We start from the raw sequence: 26,500 nt of genomic DNA, 5'->3' as shown, positions 1-26,500 counted from the left end.
AATTCTTATTAGTGCTTTTCTGTAACTTTAATTTCTGTAGCACCTGTTTCTAATAAAAGTGCTTTTAATTCTTCTTCATTTCCATGAACAGATACTTCCATTAAGAAGTGATCGTCTGTAGTTCTTGGATCTGGGTTCTCAGCTTCTTTGAATGGCCACAATCTACTTCTTAAGTAAAAAGTGATTACCATTAAATGCGCTGCGAAAAATACGGTCATTTCAAACATAATTGGCACAAATGCAGGCATGTTTTCTAAGAAACTAAAACTTGGTTTTCCACCAATGTTTTGCGGCCAATCTTTAATCATGATATAATACATCATGGTGATTGCAACTGACAATCCAACACATCCATACATGAATGCTGTAATGGCAAGGCGCGTAGGCGCTAATCCCATAGCTTTGTCTAGTCCGTGCACAGGAAATGGTGTAAACACTTCCTCGATATGATGGTTTTCTTGACGTACTTTTTTGACTGCTGCCATTAATACATCATCATCAATATACATTGCTTGTATTACTTTACTACTCATGGTTACCGTCTCTTAGTTTTTTATATTTTTCTCCTGATGATTTTAAGATTGATTTTACTTCTGCCTGTGCAATTACAGGGAATGTTCTAGAGTACAACAAGAACAATACGAAGAAGAAACCGATCGTACCAATAAATATTCCTATATCTACAAACGTTGGTGAGAACATCGTCCAAGATGATGGAAGATAATCTCTGTGTAATGATGTTACGATAATTACGAAACGCTCAAACCACATTCCAATGTTTACAACAATAGAGATTATGAAAGAGAACATAATACTTGTTCTTAATTTCTTAGACCACATAAATTGTGGAGAGAATACATTACACGTCATCATTGCCCAATATGCCCACCAGTAAGGTCCTGTTGCTCTGTTTAAGAATGCATATTGCTCATATTCTACTCCTGAATACCATGCAATGAATAACTCTGTGATATATGCACATCCTACGATAGAACCAGTAATCATAATTACAATGTTCATCAATTCGATGTGTTGTAATGTAATATAGTCTTCCATATTACATACTTTTCTCATAATGATCAATAAGGTGTTTACCATGGCAAATCCTGAGAAAATCGCTCCTGCCACAAAGTATGGCGGGAAGATTGTGGTATGCCATCCTGGTATTACTGACGTTGCGAAGTCAAACGATACAATGGTATGTACAGAAAGTACAAGTGGTGTTGCTAAACCTGCAAGTACCAAAGATACTTCTTCAAAACGTTGCCAATCTTTTGCTCGTCCACTCCATCCAAAACTTACAATACTGTATATTTTCTTTTGGAAAGGCTTTACAGCTCTATCTCTAATCATTGCGAAATCTGGAAGTAAACCTGTCCACCAGAATACTAATGATACAGATAAATACGTAGAGATCGCGAATACATCCCAAAGTAAGGGTGAGTTAAAGTTTACCCAAAGTGATCCGAATTGGTTTGGAATTGGCAATACCCAGAATGCTAACCAAGGACGTCCCATGTGAATAATTGGGAATAATCCTGCTTGCACTACCGAGAAGATAGTCATTGCTTCCGCAGAACGGTTAATTGCCATTCTCCATTTTTGACGGAATAGTAATAGTACGGCAGAAATCAGTGTTCCTGCGTGACCAATACCAACCCACCATACGAAGTTTGTAATATCCCAAGCCCAACCAACGGTTTTGTTAAGACCCCAAACTCCAATTCCGGTAGATATTGTATAAATGATACATCCAATTCCCCAAAGGAATGCTACCAAAGCAATTGAGAATACTATCCACCATTGCTTATTTGCTTTCCCTTCTACCGGAGCTACAATATCAAGAGTTACATCATGATATGATTTATCTCCAGTTACTAAGGGTTTTCTTATAGGTGCTTCGTAATGCGACGCCATAATCAGTTTATAATTGTTTCTTATTAATTATTTTTTATGCTTCTTTTGTGTTTCTCACCTTTACGTGATACTGTACATTTGGTTTTGTTCCTACGTGCTCTAATAGGTGATACATACGATCATCTTCGTGCAACTCAGCAACTTTACCATGCTTGTCGTTAAGGTCTCCAAATACCATTGCACCTGAACTACATGCTGCAGAACACGCTGTTTGGAATTCACCATCTTTGATTTGACGTCCTTCACGTTTCGCATCTAAGATTGTTTTTTGTGTCATTTGGATACACATAGAACATTTTTCCATCACACCTCTTGAACGTACAACTACATCTGGATTTAATACCATACGACCTAAGTCATCGTTCATGTGATAATCAAATTCATCATTCTTATTGTATAAGAACCAGTTGAATCGACGTACTTTATATGGACAGTTGTTTGCACAGTAACGTGTTCCTACACAACGGTTATATGCCATATGGTTTTGACCTTGACGTCCGTGTGATGTTGCTGCAACAGGACAAACTGTTTCACATGGTGCGTGATTACAGTGCTGACACATTACAGGTTGGAAAGCTACTTGAGGATTTGTTGCAGGACTTTCCATTTCTAAGAAACCTCCTAGCGAACCTTTTTCACCAAACAATCCACTCATATTCTCTTTCTTCTCAACATCTCCGCTAAAGGTATCTGCTGACGAATAGTATCTATCAATACGCAACCAGTGCATATCTCTACTTCTTCTTACTTCCGTTTTACCAACTACTGGCACATTGTTTTCGGCGTGACATGCAATTACACATGCTCCACAACCTGTACAAGCGTTTAAGTCAATTGATAAGTTAAAGTGATGTCCAATAGAACGATCAAACTTAGCCCACATATCTGCTTCTTGACTCGTAGCATCAATCATTTCATGATCTCTAGATACATGTGGAGGAATATTCCATCCGTGCTTTTTATTGTCTTTCTCGTAGGTATTGAATATCTCTAAAGTAGTTTCTTTTACAATGTCACCTCTACCCATTAAGGTATTGTGCAACTGAACACAAGCAAATTCATGCTCTCCATCAGCTTTAGCAATTGAAACTTCTTGAATACTATTAAAGTTACTATACAATCTGTAAGCATTCACTCCAGTTTGCATATCTTTTTTGATTCCGGCTTTTTTACCGTAACCTAATGCTAAACCTACAGTTCCTGGCGCTTGTCCTGGTTGAATGATTACTGGAACTTCCTTAATAGTAACTCCATTTACAGTAACGTTTGCACGACTACCATTTAATCCACCATTGGCAACATTCCAGTTTTTGAATTCTTTTGCTTCAGCGTCAGCTTGAGAAATTGTTAAGTAGTTATCCCAAGAAGCTCTGGTAATTGGATCAGGAAACTCTTGCAACCAAGGGTTGTTTGCTTGCTGTCCATCACCCATTCCTGTTTTCGTGTATAACACTAATTCCATTCCTGAAGCTTGTGCAGTATTTGCTAATTTTCTAGCTTGACTAGATACATCTACTGCTTCAACCACTTCTACATCTTCTTCATTTTCTTGAGCAGCTGCATCAGCCTCTTCAATAGCTGCATTTGCTTCATCAGCTAAACTAACTGTCGCTGTTGTTTTGAATACTCCATCATGCACTGCTTGATTCCAAGAAGCTCCACCTAAAATATCGGTAGTCCAAGCTTCTTTTAAGTATTCATAATATGTTTTGTCATTTCCAGTCCACTTTAATAAAGCGTCTTGAAATTGTCTTGTATTAAATAATGGACGAATTGTAGGTTGCGTAAGACTGTAGTGACCTTTTTTCACTTCAACATCTCCCCAAGACTCTAAATAATGTGGAGTCGCAGCTACATATTTCGTATTTAGCGCAGTTTCATCTTCTTTTTGAGTAAATGTAACTGCTAAGTCTAATCCTTTTAAGCTTTCAGCAAATTCATCTCCATTTGCCAATGTATATACAGGATTAACTCCTGCCATAATGATTCCGCCAACAGCTCCAGCTTTTACATCACTGATTAATTTTGCTACTGCTTTATCATTTCCTTGTCTTATTTTGCGAGGCGCTTCTTTATCAAATGCTGCACTACCAAGTTTTTCATTGATTGCCAATACTAAGCTTTGTGCATCTACATCGTTGATACCAGATACTACAACCGCTTTTGAGCCAGCTTGCTTGATTTGACCAATTGCATTTTTGATAGCACTTTCTGCCTTGTCTGACAATTGTCTTCCAGAAACACTGTTTCCAGTAACACCTGCATAGATTTTTGCTAAAGCAACTTTTTGATCAGCTGCCGACATTGGCACACGCTTATCTGCATTTGCTCCAGATAATGTCATATTCGATTCAAACTGAACGTGTCTTGACATTTTTTTGTGATGCTTCTTACCGTGAGGAATTCTCCCTTTAGCATATCCATCATCATATCCACCACCTTGCCAGTCTCCTAAGAAATCTGCTCCAACAGAAACAATTAGTTCTGCTTTTGAGAAATCATAGTCTACTAATGCTCTTTCACCATATTTAGCTTCAAAAGCATCTAAAGCAGTTGATTCTGACACAGCATCATATACTACATGGTTTACATTTCCATATTTTGCTTTGAAGTCTCCAACTAATTTAACTATTGAAGGACTCGCAAAAGTTTGGGTTAGTAAAACAATTTGCTTTCCAGAAGCACTGATTTGATTTAATTTTTGACCAACTTCAGCATCCAACGTTTCCCAAGAGGCATCTTTACCATCTATTTTTGGGTTTTTCACTCTCATGCTATCATATAAAGATAGTACAGATGCATGAACTCTTGCATTTGCACTTCCTTTAGTAGATGCTTCTTTGTTGTTTTCTACTTTTATTGGACGACCTTCTCTTGTTTTAATTAAGATACTAGCAAAATCGTATCCATCTGCAATTGTTGTTGCATAATAGTCTGCAACACCAGGAATAATAGTTTCTGGTTGCACTACATAAGGAATAGATTTGATTACTGGTCCTTCACAGGCAGCCAATGTTGCTGCGGCTGTACTAAAACCAACGTATTTAAGAAAGTCTCTACGAGAAGTTGAAGAAGACTCTAATGTCTCTTTATCTCCCAAGAATTCATCTACAGGAACTTCTTCTACAAACTCATTCTGTCTAAGTGCCTCAACAATAGAACTATTCTCATTTAGCTCCTCAACACTTTTCCAGTATTTCTTGTTTGATGCCATATTATATATATAAAATTAGCTTCTTAATTAATATTAATAGTGACATTTACCACATTCTAACGCACCCATTTTAGCTGCTTTGAATGTTTCAACACCATATTTATCTTTTAACTGCTCGTGAATTTTTTCGTAATAAGCGTTTCCTTTGAAATTCACATCTGTATCTCTGTGACAGTTGATACACCATCCCATAGTTAATGGAGCGTGTTGCTCAACAATTTCCATTTCTTGAATTTCACCATGACACGTTTGACATTCAACTCCGGCAACAGAAACGTGCTGCGAGTGGTTGAAGTATACAAAGTCTGGTAAGTTATGAATACGCACCCATTTTACTGGCTTTGGTTCATTTACATAATCCTGCTGTGCTGGATCCCAACCTGTAGCATTGTATAGCTTTTGAATTTCTTTATTGTAGTCAACTCCATACTTAGTAACACCTTCTCTTTGCACATCGTCTGAAACTTGCGCAATGTTCTTGTGACAGTTCATACAAACATTTAATGATGGAATTCCTGAATGCTTACTAACTCTTGCTGAAGAGTGACAGTATTTACATTCTATTTTGTTATCACCTGCGTGAATTCTGTGCGAATAGTGAATTGGCTGAATTGGCTGATATCCTTGATCAACTCCAACTTGCATAAAATAACCATATGCGAAGTATGCAGCTCCTAACATTAAGAAGATCACTGACACAATTACTAAGAATTGGTTTTGAACGAAAGCTTTCCAAAGCGAAGGTCTTTTTACTTCCTTCTCTATATTTAAAGTTCCATTTGCAACCGCAAACTTTCGAAGTGTTTTGTTTACCAAGAACAATCCTAATGCTAACAATCCAAATAAAACGATTAAAGCGATTAAAACTACTTGTGTAGAAAAACCTCCACCAGCAGTTTCTTCTCCTGGAGTTATTTCCGGTTTCGGAGGAATTGGCTTAGGTTGCGCCGTATACGCTAAGATGTTATCGATATCCTCGTTTGAAAACGTAGGAAATGCTGTCATCACACTTCTCTTGTTCTCTTCAAACACTTTGTTAGCATAACGATCTCCTGACTTGATTAACGCCGAACTATTTCTAATCCACTTGTACAACCATTCACGATCTAAACCTTCATCTTCTGCCAAACGTGCTTCCACACCTCTTAACGCAGGACCTGTCGACTTACTATCCAGTTTGTGACAAGCAGCACAGTTTGCATTAAACAAAGCTTTACCTGCTGCGACTGCTGCATCGTCTTGCGCAAACGCAGTCGTCGAAAATACTAGCATCAGCGCTAGTGCGGCTCCTAAAATTCTTGAAATTGAATTGCGGTGATTCACCTTTTTCATATCTTAATGTCTTCTTAATTTGGCATGGTTTTTTCTAAGTATTACATAACTTTAGACGTTCATGCTTTTTCCAAATTTGAGCAAAAATACAAATCGCGATGAATTTGAGAAATTATAGTGAACTCTTAATTTGTAATTTATAGTAATTCTAAATAACATTTTAGCATGTTAGTTCGTTAGGTTATTTTACATTTGTATAAAATTGTATTCATTATGAGATTTTTAGCTTTAAAAAGACGCACCATTTTAACTGTTTCGGCATTTTTTTGTGCTGGATTTGCATTTGCACAACAAGGGGAAATTACCATTTCAAAAGACCCGAAAATAGATAAATTACTTACATATCAAAAAGAAATCAACCAAGAAACGGATAATGACAATCGTTTGAAGATTCAAATCTTCAATGGAAATCTTCGAAATGCAGAAAAAGTTAAATCAAAATTCAAAAATAAACATTCAGATATTCCTGTAAATATTAAATTTGAAACACCAAATTATAAGGTTTGGGTAGGAAATTTTAGAAACAGCTTGGAAGCCGAACGTTATTTGGTAGAAGTTAAAGAAACCTTCCCAAATGCATTTGTATTCACTCCAAAAAAGAAGAAAAAGAAAAACTAAGCTTTTACAGATTTTAAGACATAAAAAAAGGATCGCAATTGCGATCCTTTTTTCGTATATATTGAACAGTATTTATTTCAACTTTTTCTTTACTGCTACTTCTTGGAATGCTTCTACAATATCACCTTCTTTGATGTCATTATAGTTTTTAACTTGCAATCCACAATCGTACCCTTTGCTCACTTCTTTTACATCGTCTTTGAAACGTTTTAAAGAAGCCAATTCTCCTGTAAAGATAACAACTCCATCACGGATTAATCGAATGTTAGAGTTTCTAAAGATTTTACCATCCGTCACCATACATCCAGCAATGGTACCAATTTTAGAGATTTTGAATGTTTCTCTAATTTCAGCATTACCAGTGATTTCTTCTTTCATCTCTGGAGACAATAGACCTTCCATTGCATCTTTCACATCATTGATAGCATCATAGATGATTGAGTATGTACGGATATCGATTTCTTCTTTATCTGCAACCATTCTTGCATTTCCTGCAGGTCGCACATTAAATCCGATAATAATTGCATCAGAAGCACTTGCTAACAATACATCACTTTCCGTAATTGCACCTACAGCTTTGTGAATGATTTTCACTTCGATTTCTTCCGTAGATAGCTTTTGGAACGAATCCGTTAAGGCTTCAACAGAACCATCCACATCACCTTTAAGGATAATATTAAGCTCTTTAAAGTCACCTATTTTGATTCTTCTACCAATATCTCCTAAGGTAGTTCTACGCTGCGTTCTTACCGATTGCTCTCTGAGTAATTGTGTACGTTTAGCTGCAATTTGTTTCGCATCTTTTTCATCTTCAAAGACATTGAACTTATCACCTGCTTGTGGCGCACCATCTAAACCAAGAATAGAAACTGGCGTTGAAGGATTGGCAGTTTTTACTTTTTTACCACGCTCATCGTACATTGCTTTGATTTTTCCACTATGCTTTCCAGCCAATAGATAATCTCCAATTTTTAATGTACCGTTTTGAACTAGAATGGTTGATACATATCCACGACCTTTGTCTAAGAATGCTTCTACAACCGTTCCTACTGCGTTTTTATCTGGGTTTGCTTGCAACTCAAGTAATTCAGCTTCAAGCAATACTTTTTCTAATAATTCATCAATACCTTGCCCCATTTTTGCAGAGATATCGTGCGATTGGATTTTTCCTCCCCAATCTTCTACCAACAAGTTCATTGCTGCTAGTTTCTCTTTAATTTTATCTGGGTTTGCTGTAGGTCTATCAATTTTGTTGATTGCAAATACAATAGGAACTCCAGCTGCTTGCGCATGACTGATTGCTTCTTTTGTTTGCGGCATTACATCATCATCGGCAGCAATCACAATAATTGCAATATCCGTTACTTGCGCACCACGTGCACGCATTGCTGTAAAGGCCTCGTGACCTGGTGTATCTAAGAATGTAATTCGTTGACCACTTTCTAATCTTACTCCATATGCTCCAATATGCTGTGTAATTCCTCCAGATTCTCCGGCGATTACATTTTCCTTACGGATATAATCTAGCAACGATGTTTTACCATGATCTACGTGTCCCATTACGGTTACAATCGGCGCTCTTGGCAATAAATCTTCTGGTGAATCTTCTTCTTCCTGAATTGCTTCTTCAATATCAGCTGCTACGAAGTCTACCGTAAATCCGAATTCTTCTGCAACTATTGATAAGGTATCTGCATCTAGACGTTGGTTCATGGTTACCATGATTCCAAGCATCATACATTTAGAGATAATATCATTGATACCAACATCCATCATCGTAGCAAGTTCACCAACAGTTACAAATTCTGTTGCTTTTAATACTTTGCTTTCCGCTGCTTGTTGCTCTAAATTTTCTTCAGTTTTTTGTCTACGTATGTCACGCTTATCTCTACGATATTTAGCTCCTTTGGACTTGTTACTTTTCCCTTGCAGCTTTTCAAGCGTTTCACGTACTTGTTTTTGTACTTCTTCTTCTGTTGGCTCAACTTTTACCACAGGCGGTTTACGGTTTCCTCCACCTCTTCGGTTTCCTCCGCCTCCGCGGTTTCCTCCACCTTTGTTTCCTCCAAATCGGTTATTTCCTCCTTGACGGTTGTTGTTATTGTTGTTTCCTCCAGGTCCAGATTTAGAAATACGTTTACGTTTCTTTCTTTTATCTGCTTCAGATTCTTTTTTAGAATCTTCTTTTTTCTTTTTCGTTTTATTGAACTGCGTCAAGTCAATCTTTTGACCTGTCATTTTAGGACCAGAAAGTTTTTGGTATTTTGTCTCAATTACTTTCTTTTCTGGCTCTACAGGCGTTGCTGGTGGCGCAGGCTTATTTTCTTTCGCTGCAGATTTCTCCACAGCTTTAGGTTTTGGCTTATGCTCAACTTTTTGAACTGGCTTAGGCTTCGAGAATTTCGGCCTGTTTGAAATTGTTTCAGGACGCTGAGGCTTTCTCTCATTTTGAGAAGGCTTTGGTTTCTCTGGTGCTTTTTGAACTGGCTTTGGCTTTGGCTTTGTCTGCTCTTGAACTTTTTGCTCAGCAACTACTTTTGGTGCTTCTTCCGCTTCTTCTTTCTTTTCCGTAGACGATGTATCTTTTTGAGGGTTTAGATCTATTTTTCCAATCGTTTTCGGTCCAGATAAGTTTGCTTTGGCACGCACTACTTTTTCGCGCTCTTCACGTAAACGTTGCGCTTCTTCTTGCTCTTTTACAAGTTGTTCTCGCAATGCTTCTTTCTCCTTCCTTTTCTCTTCTCCCAGCTCTTTGGAAGCTACTTTTTTACTCTTGTCGGTCTGGAAACCATCAAGTAGCACATTGTATACTTCGTGCGATATTTTAGTCGTAGGTCTTTTTTCCACAGAAAACCCTTTCTGTGATAAGAAGTCGACAGCTCTATCGATCGAAATATTTAATTCGCGTAGTACTTTACTAAGCCTTATTTTGTTTTGTTCAGCCATAAGCTATTTTAAATTTTACCCTCTTTTTAAATAAAAAACTGCTTTTTAATCTTCGAATTCTTCTTTTAGAATTCTAATGACTTCGCCAACAGTTTCTTCCTCTAAATCTGTTTGTTTAACGAGGAAGTCCATTTCTTGGTCTAATACACTTTTAGCGGTATCTAAACCAATTTTCTTAAATTCTTCAATTACCCAAGCTTCAATTTCATCAGAGAATTCTGTTAATTCAACATCTTCTTCGACACCTTCACGATATACATCAATTTCATATCCTGTAAGTTGTCCTGCTAATCGGATATTGAATCCACCTTTTCCAATTGCCTTTGAAACTTCTTCTGGTTTTAAGAACACTTCTACACGCTTTGTGTCTTCGCTAATTTTTAACGAACTCACTCTCGCCGGACTTAAGGCACGCGTTATGTATAGTTGTAAGTTAGTTGTGTAATTAATTACATCTATATTTTCGTTCCCTAATTCTCTTACGATCCCATGGATACGAGAACCTTTCATTCCCACACATGCTCCTACTGGATCAATTCTATCATCATAAGAATCTACAGCTACTTTTGCTTTTTCACCTGGAATTCTTACTACTTTTTTCACTGTAATTAACCCGTCAAAAACTTCAGGAATTTCTTGTTCAAATAATTTTTCCAAGAATTCCGGTGCTGTTCTCGACATGACAATCATAGGCTTATTTCCTTTTAAGTCTACTCTATCAATAATTCCTCTTACATTTTCTCCTTTACGGAAAAAGTCAGATGGAATTTGGTTTTCTTTTGGCAACACGATTTCATTTCCTTCATCATCCAATAAAATTACTGCTCTGTGTCTAATGTGATGTACTTCTGCAGTATATATATCTCCTACTAGATCTTTAAATTGTTTATAGATCGTTGTATTGTCGTGTTCGTGTATTTTTGAAATTAAGTTTTGACGTAGTGCTAAGATGGCTCTTCTCCCTAGGTCAATTAATTTTACTTCTTCAGATACATCTTCTCCAACTTCAAAGTCAGGCTCAATTTCTCTTGCCGCTGTCAACTCTATTTCTTGATTAGAATCTTCTACTTCTCCATCTGCTACAACAATTCTATTTCTCCAAATTTCTAAATCTCCTTTGTCGGGATTTATAATGATGTCAAAATTATCATCTGATCCAAATTTCTTTTTTAATGCATTTCTAAAAACATCTTCTAATATCGCCATTAGCGTTACACGATCTATTAGCTTGTCGTCCTTAAACTCTGAAAACGACTCTATCAATGCTAGATTCTCCATGACATGTCTTTAATTAAAATGTTACCATAACTTTAGCTTTTACAATATTTTCATAAGGTATTTCTTGTTCTTTTTGAACCGTCACTTTACCTTTTCCAATGGGTTTTGGCTCACGCGCTTTCCATTGTAGTTTAATTTTTTCATCATCAACAGCAATTAGTGTACCTTCTATTTTTGAACTGTCTTCCACGATGACTTCTAATTTTCTACCCACATTTTTCTTGTATTGACGAATGTGTGTAATTCCTTCTGAAATTCCAGAAGAATATACTTCTAGAGAGAAATCTTCTTCCTCTCTATCAAGATTATGTTCGATGTGTCGACTTACTTTCATACAGTCACTCAAGGTAACGCCATTATCACCGTCAATCACAATCACAATCTTATTTCCTGCTTTGATTTCCTTAGAAATAAGGAACAGCGAAGATTCTTCTTCTAGTACTTCTTGTAATAAATTTGTAACTTTCTGTTTAAACATTTTTAGTATGAAAAGAGGGGACTTCACGCCCCCTCATTTTTAGTCTTAACTTCTTATAACGGTGCAAATATACACATTTTTTCTAATCTTAAAAACTATTCATCCAAAGGTTTTTATTTGTAACTTTAGTGAACATCCAAAAATCTATTCTGAATGAAAAAAATTCTACTTCCAACCGATTTTTCAGACCAAGCTGAATACGCATTGAAAGTTGCCGCTTCTTTGGCAAAACAGAACGATGCCACTATTTATTTGATGCATATGTTAGAAATGCCTTCGCATTTTTTATCTGGCGACACCAACTTAAACGTCCCAGAACAATTGTTATTTATGAAAATTGCCCACGAACGTTTTGAAAAAACAATGGCGCAAGATTTTATGAAAGATATTAATGTCGAAATTACCGTGGAAACGCACAAAGCATTTGATGGAATTACACAAGCAATTCGTCAGCACGAAATTGACCTTGTAGTTATGGGCTCAAGTGGCGCTTCTGGCTTGAAGGAAATGTTTATTGGCTCAAATACTGAAAAAGTGGTACGTACAGCAGATGCGCCTGTTTTGGTGATTAAGAATCAAATTGAAGATTTTACAGTTGCTAATTTTGTGTTTGCTTCCGATTTTTCAGAAGATCAGAAATTGGTATTTGAACAAGCCATTGATTTTGCAAATAGTTTTCATGCGAAACTGCATTTACTGTTTGTAAATACTCCAAACCGTTTTGTTACTACAGAAGCTGCTCAGAAGAAGATGGATGCCTTTATTGAAGAGTTTGAAGAACTTGGCGATCATGAATTGCATATTTATAATGATAATAAGATTGAAACAGGAATTTTGAATTTTTCGCGTGCTATTAATGCAGATTTAATTGGAATGAGCACACATGGAAGACAAGGATTGGCGCATTTTTTTAACGGAAGTATTAGCGAAGATTTGGTAAATCATTCGTTGCGTCCTGTGATTACATTTAAGATTTAAAAAACCGAATTATTGAAATAAAAAGAAAGCTGTTCGAATTGTAAACTACGCATCGAACAGCTTTTACCCTAAAAAACCCTTTTTGTTTTATCTTTCATTGTGTTGTACATCAACCGCTGCTGCTGGATGATAAATAAATCCTCCAGAACCTATATCATGGCAATATTCCACTATATATTCTCCGATAAAGTCATCACCTCTGTTAATGGTAAAATTAATTGGTAATTCTACATCAATAAGATCAAATACTTTAAAGCTCAACTTTGTTTCAAAGCTTTTTGTACGTCCTCCATCAGATTCAAAACATGCTACTTTCATACGATTTCCATCTGGCTTTGGATTTGTAGCGCTTACATGAGGATCCCAAATGATGGAGCTAAAATTTGGATAAAACCAAGTATCGTCACCAGTTACTTTTGTTATTTGACCTGTGCGTAGGTAACTTAATGCCGACCCTGATGTTACCACCGCACCATTTTCAATAGTGTAATTAGCTCCATCTGCCCATATAATTACGAAGAACCACTCACCTTTTCCGGCTAAGAATCCATCATAATCGTTTGTTGTTCTAAAACGCCATAAATTTTCTGTTCCATCTTCACAGTCACGCTCACAATCTTCTGCACATGGTGGATTTCCTGTTCCACCTCCTGTAGAACCGCCTCCTGTAGAACCTCCACCTGGGTAACCTCCGTCACCTGGAAAAATTACATCATCATCATCATCAATTCCATCTAAAAATGGATCTTCATTTTCTAAAAGCTTGGAATTTACCGTTTCTATAGATCCTGCATTTACGACAACCGATCTTCCATCGTCATAAGTAAATAATACAGTACTAGCTTTATCTGATTTGTCAAGTGAACCCGATGCAACTCCCATATATACTTCACTGATACGCACTACAAACGACTTTTTATATCGCTCTACAGATAATAATTCACTATGCATTACTCCATTTTCATAGTAATGCACAACTTCATTTGGATTACCGTCGTCAAAGCCATTATCTACATATACACGATTAGAGAATTCTTCTGTACGTCTGTCTCCAGCCAATAATACTGACATTCCTGGATTTACATTTAAAAACTCTTTTATATTAACATTGGATTTAGCTTCGTCAACATTCGCTATGATTTGATTTAATGATTTCCCTGCAAAACCTTTCATTTCGGACTTCCCCTGCATTCCTACAAAAAATTCTTGCTCGTAATATCCACGTCTTTGTAATCGTATTGCTTCTTCTTGTAGCAAATTATTCATATTTGCATGTTTTTGAATTGCAACAGACATTAATCGTGCATATTCAAATAACGCCTGATCTTCTATGGATTGTTTACTGACATCTATTTGATCTAATGCTATTGGATCGTTTTCCCCATCGAAAGCTTCATCTTTAGAACAAGAATGAAGACCTATAATTAATAGTGATAAGAATACTATTTTTATATGCTTTATTTTCATAATAATTGAATTTTTGGTTTTTCGTACTCTTTTGTTCTGTGTAGAACTTAGGATTTTCCGAATAACTCCTTAATTTTCAACATGCACTTTTATATATTATACAGTGCAGATGAAGCGTTGCAACAGGATAAAAGTAAGATTGAATTTGCAGCTAGAAAAGTGTTGTATTTTGCTTTTTATGAATTGCAACTATCAATTTATAAATTCATACATCTATTTATTTCTACGATTTATGTGAGTTTAAATCGACTTTTTAAGTAAAAAACTACTATATTTAAGCAGAGCCGATTCACATAATATTACGACAACTACCTGAATGATAATTAATTTTACGTGCAAGTGCTTTTCTCTTTTGTTGAAAAATACATTGCTTCCCTCAACACTTCTTTTATTCTGCGCTGTTTCTTTTGCGCAGGAAGGTTTTGAATTTGTAATTCCCGATTCGCTTCAATCTAAATCATATAAAGAATTGAGAGCTGCGTTTAATTCTGACCGAAAAGATTCAATACGTCGATTTGTGTATGCCAAATCATACGTAGCAAAAGCTACCAAGAATAATAATCGGTTGGAAATGACCAAAGGATATGAACTGTTAGGATTTGCACACAATCATAATTATAAGAAGAGTTTCATTTTTTACGATAAAGCTATTGAGACGAGTAAGGATTTAAAAAATGCGCGTTATCCAGCTATTTTGTTTACATATAAAGGCGCCATTTTTTCAGAAAAAGGCAATTATAAAGATGCTTTAGAAAATCATTTGAAAGCTATTGAATATGCAGAAGCCAATAATAATGTAGAGTTAGTATATGTTAATAAACATAATATAGGAATTTTAAAAAGGCATTTAGAACTATATGACGAAGCATTGAATATTTTTAAAGAATGTTATGATTATGAATTGAATGATCCTAATAGAGACGAATTTGATTTTTTACATTCTCACTTTTCGCTTGCAGATATTTATATAGAAACTCGTGTGTTAGATTCTGCTGTAAAATACAATATTGCGGGGCATCATTTAGCACAAAAATTAGATAAACAATATATTAAACCTTTTATATTGAATGAAGGTATTATTAATTTCCATCAAAGAAAATATCGAAAAACAATTGCACTTATAAATAGCGTCATTGATTCTTTGGGAGAAGACATCCCAAAACGAGTTATTATGAATGGATTGTTTTATACTGCAAAAGCCTACGATTCCTTACAAGAAAAGGAAAAAGCCATTAGGTATTACAGAAAAGTAGATTCTGTTTTTACCATGCATCCTTATAATTTTTCAATGAATTTAATGGAGAGCTATAAAGCGTTGTCTAGTTATTACAAAACAATCAATGATCAAGTGAATGAAGTTACATATATTGAAAAAGCACTGCTTGCCTATGATGCTCATAATGAAGATTACAGATCGTTGAGTAATAAAATTATAAAAACATTTGATCGTAGAGATTTACTGGAGAAACAAAAAGAATTGAATGAAGCACTGAATCGGAAAGACAAAAAATACACCACATTTATGATTATTTTTTGGATCGTTTTTATCGTTTTCATGCTTGCATTAGCTGCTTTTTACATCAAACAAAGACAAATTAAAAAGCGTTTTCAGGAATTTGTAAAGAATCATGAAAAAACACAAAAGACAAAGAAAAAACCTATAGAGATTGCCAATGAAGAAGTCCAAAAAATAGGTTTGGCAGATGATATCATTGATCACTTACTTTCATCTTTAAATAATTTTGAAACAGAACATACTTATATTAAATCAGACATAACACTCCCTAGTTTATCAAAACAATTTAAAACAAATTCCGCATACTTATCTAAAGTTATCAATACCTACAAAAACAAAAAGTTTGCAGAGTATTTAAATGATTTACGCGTTGATTATGCTATTGAAAAAATTCAGTCTGACAAGCATTTTCATTTGTATACTATTAAAGCAATTGCACTAGAAGTTGGTTTTAATAATTCGCAATCATTTGCAAGAGCGTTTAAACGAAAAACAGGAATTAAACCTTCTGACTTTATACGACAACTTGAAAAAGCATAAAAGCCTTATAATTATACATTATAAAAACACATGCAATTTATAAATTGTACAAAGGACACTAAAAATTATACATAAAACCCCTAAAACTTGTAATACTTTTATGCTAAATCATAAAATTTTTGACCATGCGTAAAACAAACGAAAAAAAGCAATTAGAGTTACAAAAAATTAGTATTGCAACATTAGTTAAACTAGATGAAATTACTGGAGGAACAGATCCAACTGGAGGAAGTTTTGAATTTCCCTCTGCGGCTGGTTGTGGCACAAAGACAAAACCAAAAACTAAGTGCAATCAAGTTCCTACTGACTTATGCCAAAACGATTGATATAAAATCTTTTAACTAAAAAAGAAAAGGTGTATACAATCCGATTATTATGAAAGTAAAAAATCCCAGTTGTGCGACTGGGATTTTATTTGCAATTTTTTTATTTATATCATTATAACATATTCGCCATAATGTTGAATAAATTAGCTTTGGTGGTAAAGTATTTATTTTCTAAGTCAATCGCTTTTATTGTGTTTTCAATCAATTTTGCTTCGCGCGAATTGACTAAGAACAATGAGCTTTCTCCCAAAAAGAATTTACGCTCTTCCGCTTTTAACATGACTTCATAATCATCTACCAATTCTTGCGTAAGTTGATTTTGAATTTGATAGGATTCTATTTCTTGTGTTACCGCATCAATTTTGTTTTTCAAATTTACACGTGTTGTTGTGCGTTCAAATTCTACATCTTGCAGTTTTAATTTTGCCAAACGCAAGTCTCCACGTTCTTTTCGTAAGAATAATGGAAAACTGATGTTTAATCCAGCTTTGTAATTCTGCGTATTGAACGTTCCCGTTTCATCGGGCGTTTGCGTCAAAAAGTTATATTGCAAGTCTATTTTTGGCAATAAATTATTTTGCTTTAAACGTTTATTGAGCAATAGACTTTCATATTTTAAGTTCAACGATTGAATTTTTGGATGTGCTTCTACATCAAAATCCGCACGATCAAAACCTGTAACATTTAAAACTTCGTCAATACGATTGAACGTGTCAATATCTGGACGAATTGATGGACGCAATTCTACCGGCGTATCATTATTCAACCATAAAAAGTTAGACAATTCCAACGACAACTTTATATACTTGATGCGTGCTTTTTCTAAATCGAGTTTTCGCGTGTTGAGCGTTAAACGTGCTTCTAGCGTATCAATAGCTGCTTTTTCTCCTTCGCGGTAACTTTTCTTGATTCCGTTGAAACGCAATTGCGCATTGGACAGAAACGATTGGTATACTTCACGATTTCGGAACGATTTTAACCATTTGAAATACGTTATAGAAGCTTCATATAAAATTTCATTGACCAATAACTGCTGATCGGCTTGTGCTTGTTGTGTAAATAGTTTTGCTTGTTTTAGCATTGCCATTCGCTCATTCATCAACAATCCTTTTGCCAGAGAAACAGAAACTCCTGCGCTGTACAAACCATCTGTTGGCACATTGAATTCTGGATTTAGAAATTCGCCTGTGTTTTCCTCAAAATTTGCTTTGAATTCAACACCATACCAAGTTGGAATTTTAAACGTAGCATTGAGTTTGTCGTAATATTCTGTGTTTTTGAATTTTTTACGATCGTAATCGACTTCCAATTTCGGATCAAACGCACCACGCGCTTTTAGCAATTTTGCTTCACTTTCGTTAATGATCAAATTTGCTTGTTTTACAATTGGATGATAGGTTTTTACATAACCCAAATATTCATCTAAAGACATGATAGAATCTAACGGATTGTCCACTTGCGCCATGACATTTCTACTGAAAAGAAATACAAGTAACAGAAAAATATATCTCATAGTTATTTCTTCTTAGCGGTTTTGCTTTTGCCTTCCGGCTGATAATAATTTGGAGGAAAACTGTTTAACTGTCGCCATAATTCGAACCAAATTGGCACATCGTCTAGCAATGCAATTGTTTTTGCTCCCGAACCTACACGAATTGCTGTTGGCCATTGATGATCGTCCTCATCTGGCGCAAGCAATATTCTGTATTTACCGTTTTCACTGATAAAGTTTTCAATAGCGACTACTTTTGCACCGTACGTTCCGTATGAAACATTAGGCCATCCGCTGAATACAATTGCTGGCCAACCATCAAACTGCACACGTACTTTTTCTCCTATGTGAATGAGCGGTAAATCAATTGGACGCACAAAACTTTCCACAGCCAACTCATAATTTGACGGCATAATACCGACCAATTCTTCTCCTTCTTTGAATGTTTCCCCAATTCCGCCTTTGAGTGCTTTGTTGATAAAACCATCTTGTGGCGCCAAAATGTAAAGCAATCCACTTCGTACTTTATAATTCGTATACTGATTCTCTAACTTCGTCACTTGCGCTTCCGTATCGTATTGACTCGATTGCGCTGTAAACATAGAACTTTGCGCTTTTGAAATTTTATCTGCATACGTTGCTCTGGTACGCGATAATTCTATTTGCGCATTGATGATATCATTTTTATTCGCCAAGTATTTATTTTCAATAGAAATCAACTTCGCTTGCGTTTCTTGCAGTTTCAATCGTTTTTCCTCCACATCTTTTACCGCTGCCAAACCTTCTTTTTCTAGAGTTACTGCACGATCGTAACGTGTTTTAGCAATTTTTTCGTTGATTCGTGCTGCTTCCACATCGATACTATCTCCTTTGATTTTCAGTTTCGCTTGCAAGAGTTTATTTTCTGTTTGCTGTAATTTTAAGTCTCTTTCGCGATTTAAAGCACTTACTTGACGCTCTAAAGCATTGATTTTTCCTTTATATGCAACCACCGAAGAAGACTTTGCTTTGATTTGATCGTTGGTTCTTTCTACCAACTTATCATCAAAGTATTCACTTTTAACTTCAGATATTTTCAAGATCGTATCTCCTTTACGAACCGAATCACCTTCACGAACATACCATTGTTCAATACGCCCTGGAATTTGCGACTGAATTGTTTGCGGACGCTGATCTGGTCGCAAGGTTGTTACTTGTCCTTGTCCCGATATATTTTGTGTCCAAGGAAGAAACAATGTGATAATTACAATGACTGCAAACACAAATAAGAATCGGTTTAGTTGCCTGTAATATTTTTTATTAAAGACAAGCTTTCCAGATGCGAAATGTGTAAGTTTCACCTTTTTATTTAGCTGATTATTTGAAATATTTAGCATGTCTGTTATTTTTTAATTTCTCCTTTTTCTAATGTAATTAACTCTCCACAATTTGTTCTCCAACGTTTATTGCTGCTTACTACAATCAATGCCCACGGATTGGATTCGTCCGTTATAAAGTCGATAATATCATTACTTTCATCTACGTTAAATTGATCTAACGGATCTTCTAAAATCAGTACTTTTGGCTTTTTGATAATAGCTCTTGCCAGTACTATTTTTTTGGAAATATTGTATGATATTTGCTTTCCTTCCGGATTTAAAATGGTTTTTAATCCTTGTGGTTGTTCCTTTATGAATTGTGTCAAACCAACTTTGTCAAGTGCCCAAAAAATGCGCTCATCAGACACTTCTTCATTTCCAAAAGCTAGATTTTCTCTGATGGTTCCTTCAAAAGGTGTTTCTTCCGACAAGGACAATCCTAAATGCGATCGGTAATGATTTAAGTGTAAACTTTCCATCGAAAAAGAATTTACATAAATACTTCCGCCGCTTGGCGCAATAACTCCTGCAATGGTTCGTAATAAACTTGACTTTCCAGAACCACTTTCTCCTTGAATAAGGATTCTGCTACTTGGCGTTATTTTTAATGAAATATCTTTTAGTATCGGCTTTTCTTTTTCTGCAACTTCATACACTACTTTATCAAGTTCAATCGTCATGTCTTTTTCAAAGTTTGGCATTTCACCTTCTTGCTGTTCTAATCCTTTATCTACTACTTGTCCTAGTTTTTCAATAGACGTTAGTACATCATAGAAAGATTCCAAACCAACAATCAGTTTTTCTACAGATCCAATGACTAAAAGAATAATGATTTCTGCTGCTACAAATTGCCCAATATTCATTTCCTGATTCAGTACCAATGCTCCACCAATTAGTAGTAAGGAAGCTGTTACCAACACTTTAAAGGATATCATTTGTATGTACTGCAGCACCAATACACGAAAATGACTTTCTCTTGCTTTTAGATATGCTTCTACCAAGACATCATTTTTTTTCAGTGCGAGACTTGTGTTCCCTGAAAGTTTGAAACTTACCATGGTTCTAGCAACTTCCTGAATCCAGTGTGCAACTTTGTATTTATGTTTCGATTCGTCTAAACTTGTTTGCAAACCTCTTCGCGCTGTGTATTTGAACACTACAAAGATCAACGCCACTAATAAAACTCCGAAAATGATAAAAAACGGATGATAGAATGATAGTAAAATCAGCGCAAACAAAATTTGCAACAATGCTGATGGCACATCAATTAATATTTTAGAAAGTCCTTTTTGAATCGTTAATGTATCAAAGAATCGGTTTGCCAACTCTGGCGGATAATAATTACGCAACTCATCCATTCTGATTTTTGGAAAACGATAGCTTAATTCAAAAGAAGCACGCATAAAAATACGTTGTTGAATGGTTTCAATAATTCGCAATTGCATTAACTGCAAGGCTCCAGAGAAAACAACTCCTAAAGTTACCAATATTACAAGCACAACCCAGGAAGTTGATACTTGCGCTCCTTGAATAAGGTTAATAATAGATTGAATTCCTAGCGGTAATGACAGCGTTACAATTCCTGCAAAAATGGCATAATATAGAATCTGAAAGATATCTTTCTTCTCTAGTTGAAGCAAGCCAACAAAACGTTGCCAAGGTGTTAATTGTGTATTTGCCATATTTTATTCATTAAAAAGCGTTCATTTATGAGGTTTGTAAGTATAAAATGAGATCCAAAAAACTTCACTTTTAATATTTACAAGCGCAAATATAATAGTATTACTATTAACATTGCATACAATAGTATTAATATTAACATTAATATAACTTATAACATTGATATACAATTATTTATATGTTAAGAAAATATAGAAATTTTAACAATTCTTTGAGCACTAATTGTCTGATAAGCAGGGTTTTTGAAGTTTTTTCACATGAATTTAACCAAACAGCAATAGTCAATTTTTTGAATAATTTTAGATTGAAAAAGTGTTAAAAGTTGGGAGAATATAGAAAATTTAAAGAACATACTAGAGAAGAACTAATTCATTTAGCTAGCGGAATACCTAATCATGACTTCTATAATCTACGGTAAACCGTAAGGTAAAACATTAAAAAAAATCGTAATTGCATTGTAGTGACAATAGTCTACCTATTTCATTACGCATAATTTTGACAAGTCTAAATATTATGAAAAAGGAATTATTTGATTTAAAGGAAAAAAGTGTTCATGAATGTGACGAACACATAGCATATTATAAAAAAAAGGCTAAAAAACATAAGCGTTGGTCATTACTACTATCAAAGTCATCTATTATTTTAACGGTTATCGGTATTTTAACACCATTATTTGACAATATACCTATAGATTTTTTTGAACATGATAGTTTCATTTATTGGGGATATGCATCTCTTGGTATTGCCGGAGGATTTCAATTATATGATAGAGTAATTGGAAACACCAACTCTTGGATACGATTTATTAAAACCGAAATTGAATTAAAAAAACTAAAACAACTCTTACTTAAAGAGTGGCAACGTCTTAGTATACAGATCGATTTTGATAATATTTCAAAGCAAGACACAGAAAGCTTCTTCGTTTTACTCATCAATTTTAATAAAGAAGTATCCAAAATTGTTCAAGAAGAAACAAAATCATGGGCAGATACATACCTTAAAGGATTGAATGTTTTAAATGAAAAAATTACGTCCTTAAAATCTCAATTTGAAGAAGATATTACTACATATGAAAGTCAAATTCAAAAAGACAGAAAAGAAATCGAAGCAGAAAAAGAAAAAGCAAAAAACGAGTTTGGCTTTTTAAAAGTTGAAATAAAAAATCCTTTAGATTTTGATTCGGTTGAAGTTGAATTACTCTCAGACGAAATGAAGCCTATAACCGAAAAGCAATTATTACAATATGGAAGTCAAGATGCCATCTTTCCTAAATTAGCACTTGGAACCTACATTTTAATTGTAAGTGGCATATCCAAAAATAAGCATATTCATAAGAAAGTTTTTATAAAAATAACGAACGGAAAGATTTCTTTACAGTCAGTTACATTACCAAAACATACTACTGACAAACCATAATAATCATTAAAATGCAACTACATAAATAATTTTAAAACACCTTCCACTAAAACCAATCTTATCGAAAGGGACTTTCGTTGACCTACTAGGGCTTATCTCAACAAGCTCGACATAAACTTCTCGCCTTAACTCTGTAATTTCAAAAAATATCAAAAACAAAAAAGTCCCAATCATACTGAAAGGGACTTTCGTTGGCCTACTAGGGCTTATCTCAACAGGCTCGACATAAACTTCTCGCCTTAACTCTGTAATTTCAAAAAATATCAAAAACAAAAAAGTCCCAATCATATTGAAAGGGACTTTCGTTGGCCTACTAGGGCTCGAACCTAGACTCTTCTGGACCAAAACCAGACGTGTTGCCAGTTACACCATAGGCCATTAGCGTAATGCGGTTGCAAATTTAAGACAAAGTTTGAAAAGTGCAAATATTTTTTACAAAAAAACGAATCTAGTTTTGAAATTTGTTCATTTTCAATCTTTCACCAAATAAAAATTGTTTTTCTGCAAGCACTTAAAGGCATTTTTTTAGCGTAAAATAACTCCATAAACGTTAAATATTTATTTCCTCTTGTAGTTTTCTTAACGTTTTCCAAAAAAATACTCTTTGTACATTATAAATTCTTAAATTCGCCGTTAGTCTTATTAAAAGAAATTTCATGGCTTCTCTGAACTTTAGTAAATGGAACATCATCTTAGGATGGATCGTTTTTTTGATAGCACTTGTCACTTTTAGCTTAACTGTAGAACCTACAGCAAGTTATTGGGACTGTGCTGAATATATAGCAACTTCTGCTAAACTTCAAATAGGACATCCGCCAGGAGCTCCATTTTACCAAATGATGGGCGCTATTTTTGCCACTTTTGCAACTGCACAAGAAGAAGTTGCTAAAATGGTGAATTACTTATCTGTGTTTTCAAGTGCCTTTACCATTTTATTCATGTTTTGGTCTATCACCAACTTAGTGCGTAAAATGGCCTTAAAAAAGATACAAGGAAGTAGCGAAACTCCAGAATTTACGATGGGCAAGAAAATTGCCGTTTTAGGAAGTGGATTGGTTGGATCGTTAGCTTTTACATTTTCTGATAGTTTTTGGTTCAGCGCCGTAGAAGCGGAAGTATATGCCATGGCAATTTGTATCATGTCTGTGATGTTTTGGCTAGCACTACGCTGGGCAGACGAAATGCACACACCACGCGGTAACAAATGGTTGGTTTTAATTTCGCTTGTAGTTGGACTTTCTTTTGGAGTACACTTTATGGGATTATTGACGATTCCAGCGATTGGAATGATTTATTTCTTTAAAAACTTTAAAGTCGTAACCGTTAAAAACTTCATCATTGCCAATGTAGTTTCTGTTGGAGTATTACTTTTTATCTTTAAATTGTTATTGCCAAATGTTTTACGCTTGTTTGGATACTTAGAAGTATTCTTTGTAAACACTTTTGGTTTCCCGTTCAATACAGGTTCTATTATAGCTGCATTGTTAATAATTGGTGCTTTTTATTATGGTTTAAATTATACGCGAAAGAAGAACTTACCTATTATTAATACTATTATTTTATGTACAGTATTCATCCTAATTGGATTCTCTACTTGGTTGATGATTCCTATTCGTGCAAACGCAAATACAGTAATTAATGAAAATAATCCTTCGGATGCGCGTTCACTTTTAGCCTACTATAATTTAGAGCAATATCCAGAAACACACTTGTTATACGGACCAATGTATACAGACATTTATGGTGGATTGGATGCTGATCAGCCGTATGTTGACGACAAACCAAAATACGAACGTGATTATAATTTAGGGAAGTATGTAATTGTAAACCAATGGAAAGGTGCAAGACAAAATTCTGATAGCAATCACAGAGGATTTTTACCAAGAATGTGGAGTTCCGAACATGCAGAAAATTACATGGAATATAGTGGATTGCTCGATTTTGAAATTAAACCAGAATACCGAATTGATCCAAGAGCTGTTGAAGTGATTAACGATTTCAAGAAGCAAGTACAAAATGGAGAAGTTCCTGCCGAGCAATTTATCAACTACATAAAATCAATTAGAGAGTTTATAGACATTAAACCTCCTTCGCTTTGGCAAAACCTTGATTATATGATTAACTACCAAATGAGTTATATGTATTGGCGTTATTTCATGTGGAATTTTGTGGGAAGACAAGATGATATTCAAGGAAAACTTGACAATCATGGGAATTGGATTAGTGGAATTAAACTTATTGACGAATTGCACTTAGGAAGATCGCAAGACAACCTTCCATCGGATGTATTGAATAATAAAGCACGAAACACATACTACTTCTTGCCTTTACTTTTTGGAATTTTTGGTTTTGTATTTTTATTATCTAAAGGACAAAAACAGTTTTGGGTATTATTCGTATTCTTTATGTTTACAGGATTAGCCTTAAAAATATACTTAAACGAGCGACCTTTTGAACCTCGTGAACGTGATTATGCATTAGTAGGTTCATTCTATGTGTTTGCCATGTGGATTGGCTATGGTGTGTATGCCTTGTTTGACACCGTAAAATCATACGTTGCCAACAGAACCGCAGTTGCAGGCTCCATTACGGTAGTTGCTTTGTTAGCAGTTCCGTTACTAATGGCAAGTCAAAACTGGGATGATCACGACAGATCTAATCGTTATACGGCACAATCTACGGCAAAAGCATATTTGAATTCGATTCAAGAAGATGTTGGCGCCATGATTTTTACAATTGGAGATAATGATACGTTTGCACTTTGGTACGCACAAGATATTGAAGGATACAGAACGGATGTACGAACGATCAATACAAGTCTTTTAGGAACCGATTGGTATATTGATCAAATGAAGCGAAAAGCATACAAAAGTGAAGCGGTTCCTTCAGAAATGACACATGATAAATACAAACATGGAACTCGTAATTATGTACGTTATGAACCAAATCCAAAATATGCAGATAGTACGGTTTGGGAATTGGATCGTTTTATGAAATGGGTGTTAAGTGATAAAAGAGAAACAAAGTACGGACATTTAGTTGATGAAGTATATCAAAGACGAGATATTGATCTTCCAGACAGTCAACGTAATGTTATTTATTATCCTGTAAATAAAGTACGTGTTCCAGTGAACAAAGAAAACGCTAAGAAATACGTTGATCCGAAAGACTACGATAAGATTGTAGATTATATAGACATCGAATTGCCGAAATCAGCGATTTACAAGAACAATTTAATGATGCTTGACATCTTGAATCAAAACGATTGGAAACGTCCAATTTACTTTACCGGAGGAAGTTTTGATAAGGCCGAATATATTTGGATGAAAGATTACTTGCAGTTAGATGGATTGGTATACAAGTTAATTCCGATTAAAACAGAATTCCCGAACGAACTCGATATGGGACAGGTAAATTCTGAGTTAATGTATAAAAACGTAATGAAATGGGATTGGGGTAATTCTGGTAGTGATGACATTTATCACGATCCGCAAACACGTCGTCAAAGTATTTCATACCGATTGAATTTATCGAAATTAATAGAACAATTGATCAAAGAAGGTAAAAATGATAAAGCGGAAGATATTATTGATTTAGCTTTTGAAAAAATGCCTGTGAAGCATTTTGATTATTACGGATTGAACGAACCGTTTATTGATGGGTATTTCAAAATAGGAAAAACTGAAAAAGCGATCAAACATTATAATGAGATCAAAGAGAAATATCTTGAATATTTAGATTATTATAAAGAAGTTCCTGAGAGTCAAAAATACACTGACTTTGAAGAAATTTATCTTAATTTAGAAAAGTATAAAAGCTTGATGGAACTCTTAGATATCAACGATCAAGACAAATTATTAGAGCAAGAAATGGAAGTATTTAATGGGTATATTAAAGCATTTGGTCCACTTCTTCAAAGCTTAGAAGAGTAATGCAAATCTAGG

At 34.9% G+C, this 26,500-nt stretch carries 17 protein-coding genes and 1 tRNA gene; 6 read left to right on the top strand and 12 right to left on the bottom strand.

Annotated features, from left to right (window positions below; all coding sequences use genetic code 11):
• Positions 1-8: 8 nt before the first annotated feature.
• The 4 genes from Q0845_RS02415 to Q0845_RS02400 are packed head-to-tail and all read right to left on the bottom strand — an operon-like array spanning position 9 to position 6,463.
• Entirely contained in the window at positions 9-533 is a 525-nt protein-coding gene (locus Q0845_RS02415; RefSeq protein ID WP_298508554.1) for a DUF3341 domain-containing protein, read from the bottom strand.
• On the bottom strand, positions 526-1,917 hold the full coding sequence (gene nrfD, locus Q0845_RS02410; protein WP_298508548.1) for an NrfD/PsrC family molybdoenzyme membrane anchor subunit: 1,392 nt from the start codon (positions 1,915-1,917) through the stop codon (positions 526-528). Before nrfD ends, Q0845_RS02415 begins: the two co-directional genes overlap by 8 nt.
• A gap of 34 nt (positions 1,918-1,951) precedes the next feature.
• Complete coding sequence (locus tag Q0845_RS02405; protein WP_298508546.1) at positions 1,952-5,131, bottom strand: TAT-variant-translocated molybdopterin oxidoreductase; 3,180 nt, start codon at positions 5,129-5,131, stop codon at positions 1,952-1,954.
• Between the two features lie 33 nt (positions 5,132-5,164).
• A complete protein-coding gene (locus Q0845_RS02400) occupies positions 5,165-6,463 on the bottom strand; it encodes a cytochrome c3 family protein (protein WP_298508544.1) in 1,299 nt (432 codons plus the stop codon).
• Positions 6,464-6,676: 213 nt separating this feature from the next.
• Here Q0845_RS02400 and Q0845_RS02395 point away from each other — a divergent pair, with 213 nt between their 5' ends.
• Positions 6,677-7,081, top strand: a complete 405-nt coding sequence (locus Q0845_RS02395; RefSeq protein ID WP_298508541.1) for an SPOR domain-containing protein — start codon at positions 6,677-6,679, stop codon at positions 7,079-7,081.
• A 72-nt stretch (positions 7,082-7,153) separates the two neighbouring features.
• On the opposite strand, the gene infB is transcribed toward Q0845_RS02395, so the two are convergent.
• From infB to rimP, 3 genes are read right to left on the bottom strand one after another with little or no spacing between them, the layout of a single operon-like run.
• A complete protein-coding gene (infB, locus tag Q0845_RS02390; protein WP_298508539.1) occupies positions 7,154-10,027 on the bottom strand; it encodes a translation initiation factor IF-2 in 2,874 nt (957 codons plus the stop codon).
• A 45-nt stretch (positions 10,028-10,072) separates the two neighbouring features.
• Entirely contained in the window at positions 10,073-11,305 is a 1,233-nt protein-coding gene (gene nusA, locus Q0845_RS02385; protein WP_298508537.1) for a transcription termination factor NusA, read from the bottom strand.
• Between the two features lie 13 nt (positions 11,306-11,318).
• Positions 11,319-11,783: a ribosome assembly cofactor RimP gene (gene rimP / locus Q0845_RS02380; RefSeq protein WP_298508535.1), complete on the bottom strand. Its 465-nt coding sequence runs from the start codon at positions 11,781-11,783 to the stop codon at positions 11,319-11,321.
• A gap of 153 nt (positions 11,784-11,936) precedes the next feature.
• Here rimP and Q0845_RS02375 point away from each other — a divergent pair, with 153 nt between their 5' ends.
• On the top strand, positions 11,937-12,761 hold the full coding sequence (locus Q0845_RS02375; protein WP_298508532.1) for a universal stress protein: 825 nt from the start codon (positions 11,937-11,939) through the stop codon (positions 12,759-12,761).
• A gap of 87 nt (positions 12,762-12,848) precedes the next feature.
• Here Q0845_RS02375 and Q0845_RS02370 read toward each other — a convergent pair whose 3' ends face one another.
• Complete coding sequence (locus Q0845_RS02370; protein ID WP_298508530.1) at positions 12,849-14,228, bottom strand: hypothetical protein; 1,380 nt, start codon at positions 14,226-14,228, stop codon at positions 12,849-12,851.
• Between the two features lie 367 nt (positions 14,229-14,595).
• On the opposite strand from Q0845_RS02370, the gene Q0845_RS02365 reads away from it, so the two are divergent.
• Together Q0845_RS02365 and Q0845_RS02360 are read left to right on the top strand one after the other, a co-directional pair.
• The gene (locus tag Q0845_RS02365; protein WP_298508528.1) at positions 14,596-16,284 is read left to right on the top strand and encodes a helix-turn-helix domain-containing protein; all 1,689 of its coding nucleotides are present in this window, start codon (positions 14,596-14,598) and stop codon (positions 16,282-16,284) included.
• Between the two features lie 125 nt (positions 16,285-16,409).
• Positions 16,410-16,610: a hypothetical protein gene (locus Q0845_RS02360; protein ID WP_298508525.1), complete on the top strand. Its 201-nt coding sequence runs from the start codon at positions 16,410-16,412 to the stop codon at positions 16,608-16,610.
• Positions 16,611-16,722: 112 nt separating this feature from the next.
• On the opposite strand, the gene Q0845_RS02355 is transcribed toward Q0845_RS02360, so the two are convergent.
• Genes Q0845_RS02355 through Q0845_RS02345 form a run of 3 tightly spaced genes read right to left on the bottom strand, consistent with a single transcriptional unit; the run spans position 16,723 to position 21,142 of the window.
• Positions 16,723-18,123 (bottom strand): TolC family protein, encoded by a 1,401-nt coding sequence (locus Q0845_RS02355; protein ID WP_298508522.1) that lies wholly within the window; start codon positions 18,121-18,123, stop codon positions 16,723-16,725.
• A 2-nt stretch (positions 18,124-18,125) separates the two neighbouring features.
• The gene (locus Q0845_RS02350) at positions 18,126-19,478 is read right to left on the bottom strand and encodes an HlyD family secretion protein (protein ID WP_298508518.1); all 1,353 of its coding nucleotides are present in this window, start codon (positions 19,476-19,478) and stop codon (positions 18,126-18,128) included.
• Between the two features lie 5 nt (positions 19,479-19,483).
• Positions 19,484-21,142: a peptidase domain-containing ABC transporter gene (locus tag Q0845_RS02345; protein ID WP_298508516.1), complete on the bottom strand. Its 1,659-nt coding sequence runs from the start codon at positions 21,140-21,142 to the stop codon at positions 19,484-19,486.
• Positions 21,143-21,653: 511 nt separating this feature from the next.
• Between Q0845_RS02345 and Q0845_RS02340 the strand changes: the two genes are divergently transcribed.
• Positions 21,654-22,556 (top strand): SLATT domain-containing protein, encoded by a 903-nt coding sequence (locus Q0845_RS02340; protein WP_298508513.1) that lies wholly within the window; start codon positions 21,654-21,656, stop codon positions 22,554-22,556.
• Positions 22,557-22,861: 305 nt separating this feature from the next.
• Here the strand turns inward: Q0845_RS02340 and Q0845_RS02335 are convergent.
• Positions 22,862-22,934 (bottom strand) — tRNA-Gln (locus tag Q0845_RS02335).
• A gap of 278 nt (positions 22,935-23,212) precedes the next feature.
• On the opposite strand from Q0845_RS02335, the gene Q0845_RS02330 reads away from it, so the two are divergent.
• A complete protein-coding gene (locus tag Q0845_RS02330) occupies positions 23,213-26,488 on the top strand; it encodes a DUF2723 domain-containing protein (RefSeq protein WP_298508510.1) in 3,276 nt (1,091 codons plus the stop codon).
• The last annotated feature ends 12 nt before the right edge of the window (positions 26,489-26,500 follow it).

Origin of the sequence: uncultured Kordia sp. (assembly GCF_947489565.1) — a bacterium.
Classification (GTDB): Bacteria; Bacteroidota; Bacteroidia; order Flavobacteriales; family Flavobacteriaceae; genus Kordia.
This window is presented reverse-complemented; position numbering and strand designations above follow the sequence as displayed.

Coding starts and splice junctions, on each gene's coding strand:
- Q0845_RS02415 (WP_298508554.1), bottom strand. CDS start 533: ATGAGTAGTAAAGTAATACAAGCAATGTATATTGATGATGATGTATTA.
- nrfD (WP_298508548.1), bottom strand. CDS start 1,917: ATGGCGTCGCATTACGAAGCACCTATAAGAAAACCCTTAGTAACTGGA.
- Q0845_RS02405 (WP_298508546.1), bottom strand. CDS start 5,131: ATGGCATCAAACAAGAAATACTGGAAAAGTGTTGAGGAGCTAAATGAG.
- Q0845_RS02400 (WP_298508544.1), bottom strand. CDS start 6,463: ATGAAAAAGGTGAATCACCGCAATTCAATTTCAAGAATTTTAGGAGCC.
- Q0845_RS02395 (WP_298508541.1), top strand. CDS start 6,677: ATGAGATTTTTAGCTTTAAAAAGACGCACCATTTTAACTGTTTCGGCA.
- infB (WP_298508539.1), bottom strand. CDS start 10,027: ATGGCTGAACAAAACAAAATAAGGCTTAGTAAAGTACTACGCGAATTA.
- nusA (WP_298508537.1), bottom strand. CDS start 11,305: ATGGAGAATCTAGCATTGATAGAGTCGTTTTCAGAGTTTAAGGACGAC.
- rimP (WP_298508535.1), bottom strand. CDS start 11,783: ATGTTTAAACAGAAAGTTACAAATTTATTACAAGAAGTACTAGAAGAA.
- Q0845_RS02375 (WP_298508532.1), top strand. CDS start 11,937: ATGAAAAAAATTCTACTTCCAACCGATTTTTCAGACCAAGCTGAATAC.
- Q0845_RS02370 (WP_298508530.1), bottom strand. CDS start 14,228: ATGAAAATAAAGCATATAAAAATAGTATTCTTATCACTATTAATTATA.
- Q0845_RS02360 (WP_298508525.1), top strand. CDS start 16,410: ATGCGTAAAACAAACGAAAAAAAGCAATTAGAGTTACAAAAAATTAGT.
- Q0845_RS02355 (WP_298508522.1), bottom strand. CDS start 18,123: ATGAGATATATTTTTCTGTTACTTGTATTTCTTTTCAGTAGAAATGTC.
- Q0845_RS02350 (WP_298508518.1), bottom strand. CDS start 19,478: ATGCTAAATATTTCAAATAATCAGCTAAATAAAAAGGTGAAACTTACA.
- Q0845_RS02345 (WP_298508516.1), bottom strand. CDS start 21,142: ATGGCAAATACACAATTAACACCTTGGCAACGTTTTGTTGGCTTGCTT.
- Q0845_RS02340 (WP_298508513.1), top strand. CDS start 21,654: ATGAAAAAGGAATTATTTGATTTAAAGGAAAAAAGTGTTCATGAATGT.
- Q0845_RS02330 (WP_298508510.1), top strand. CDS start 23,213: ATGGCTTCTCTGAACTTTAGTAAATGGAACATCATCTTAGGATGGATC.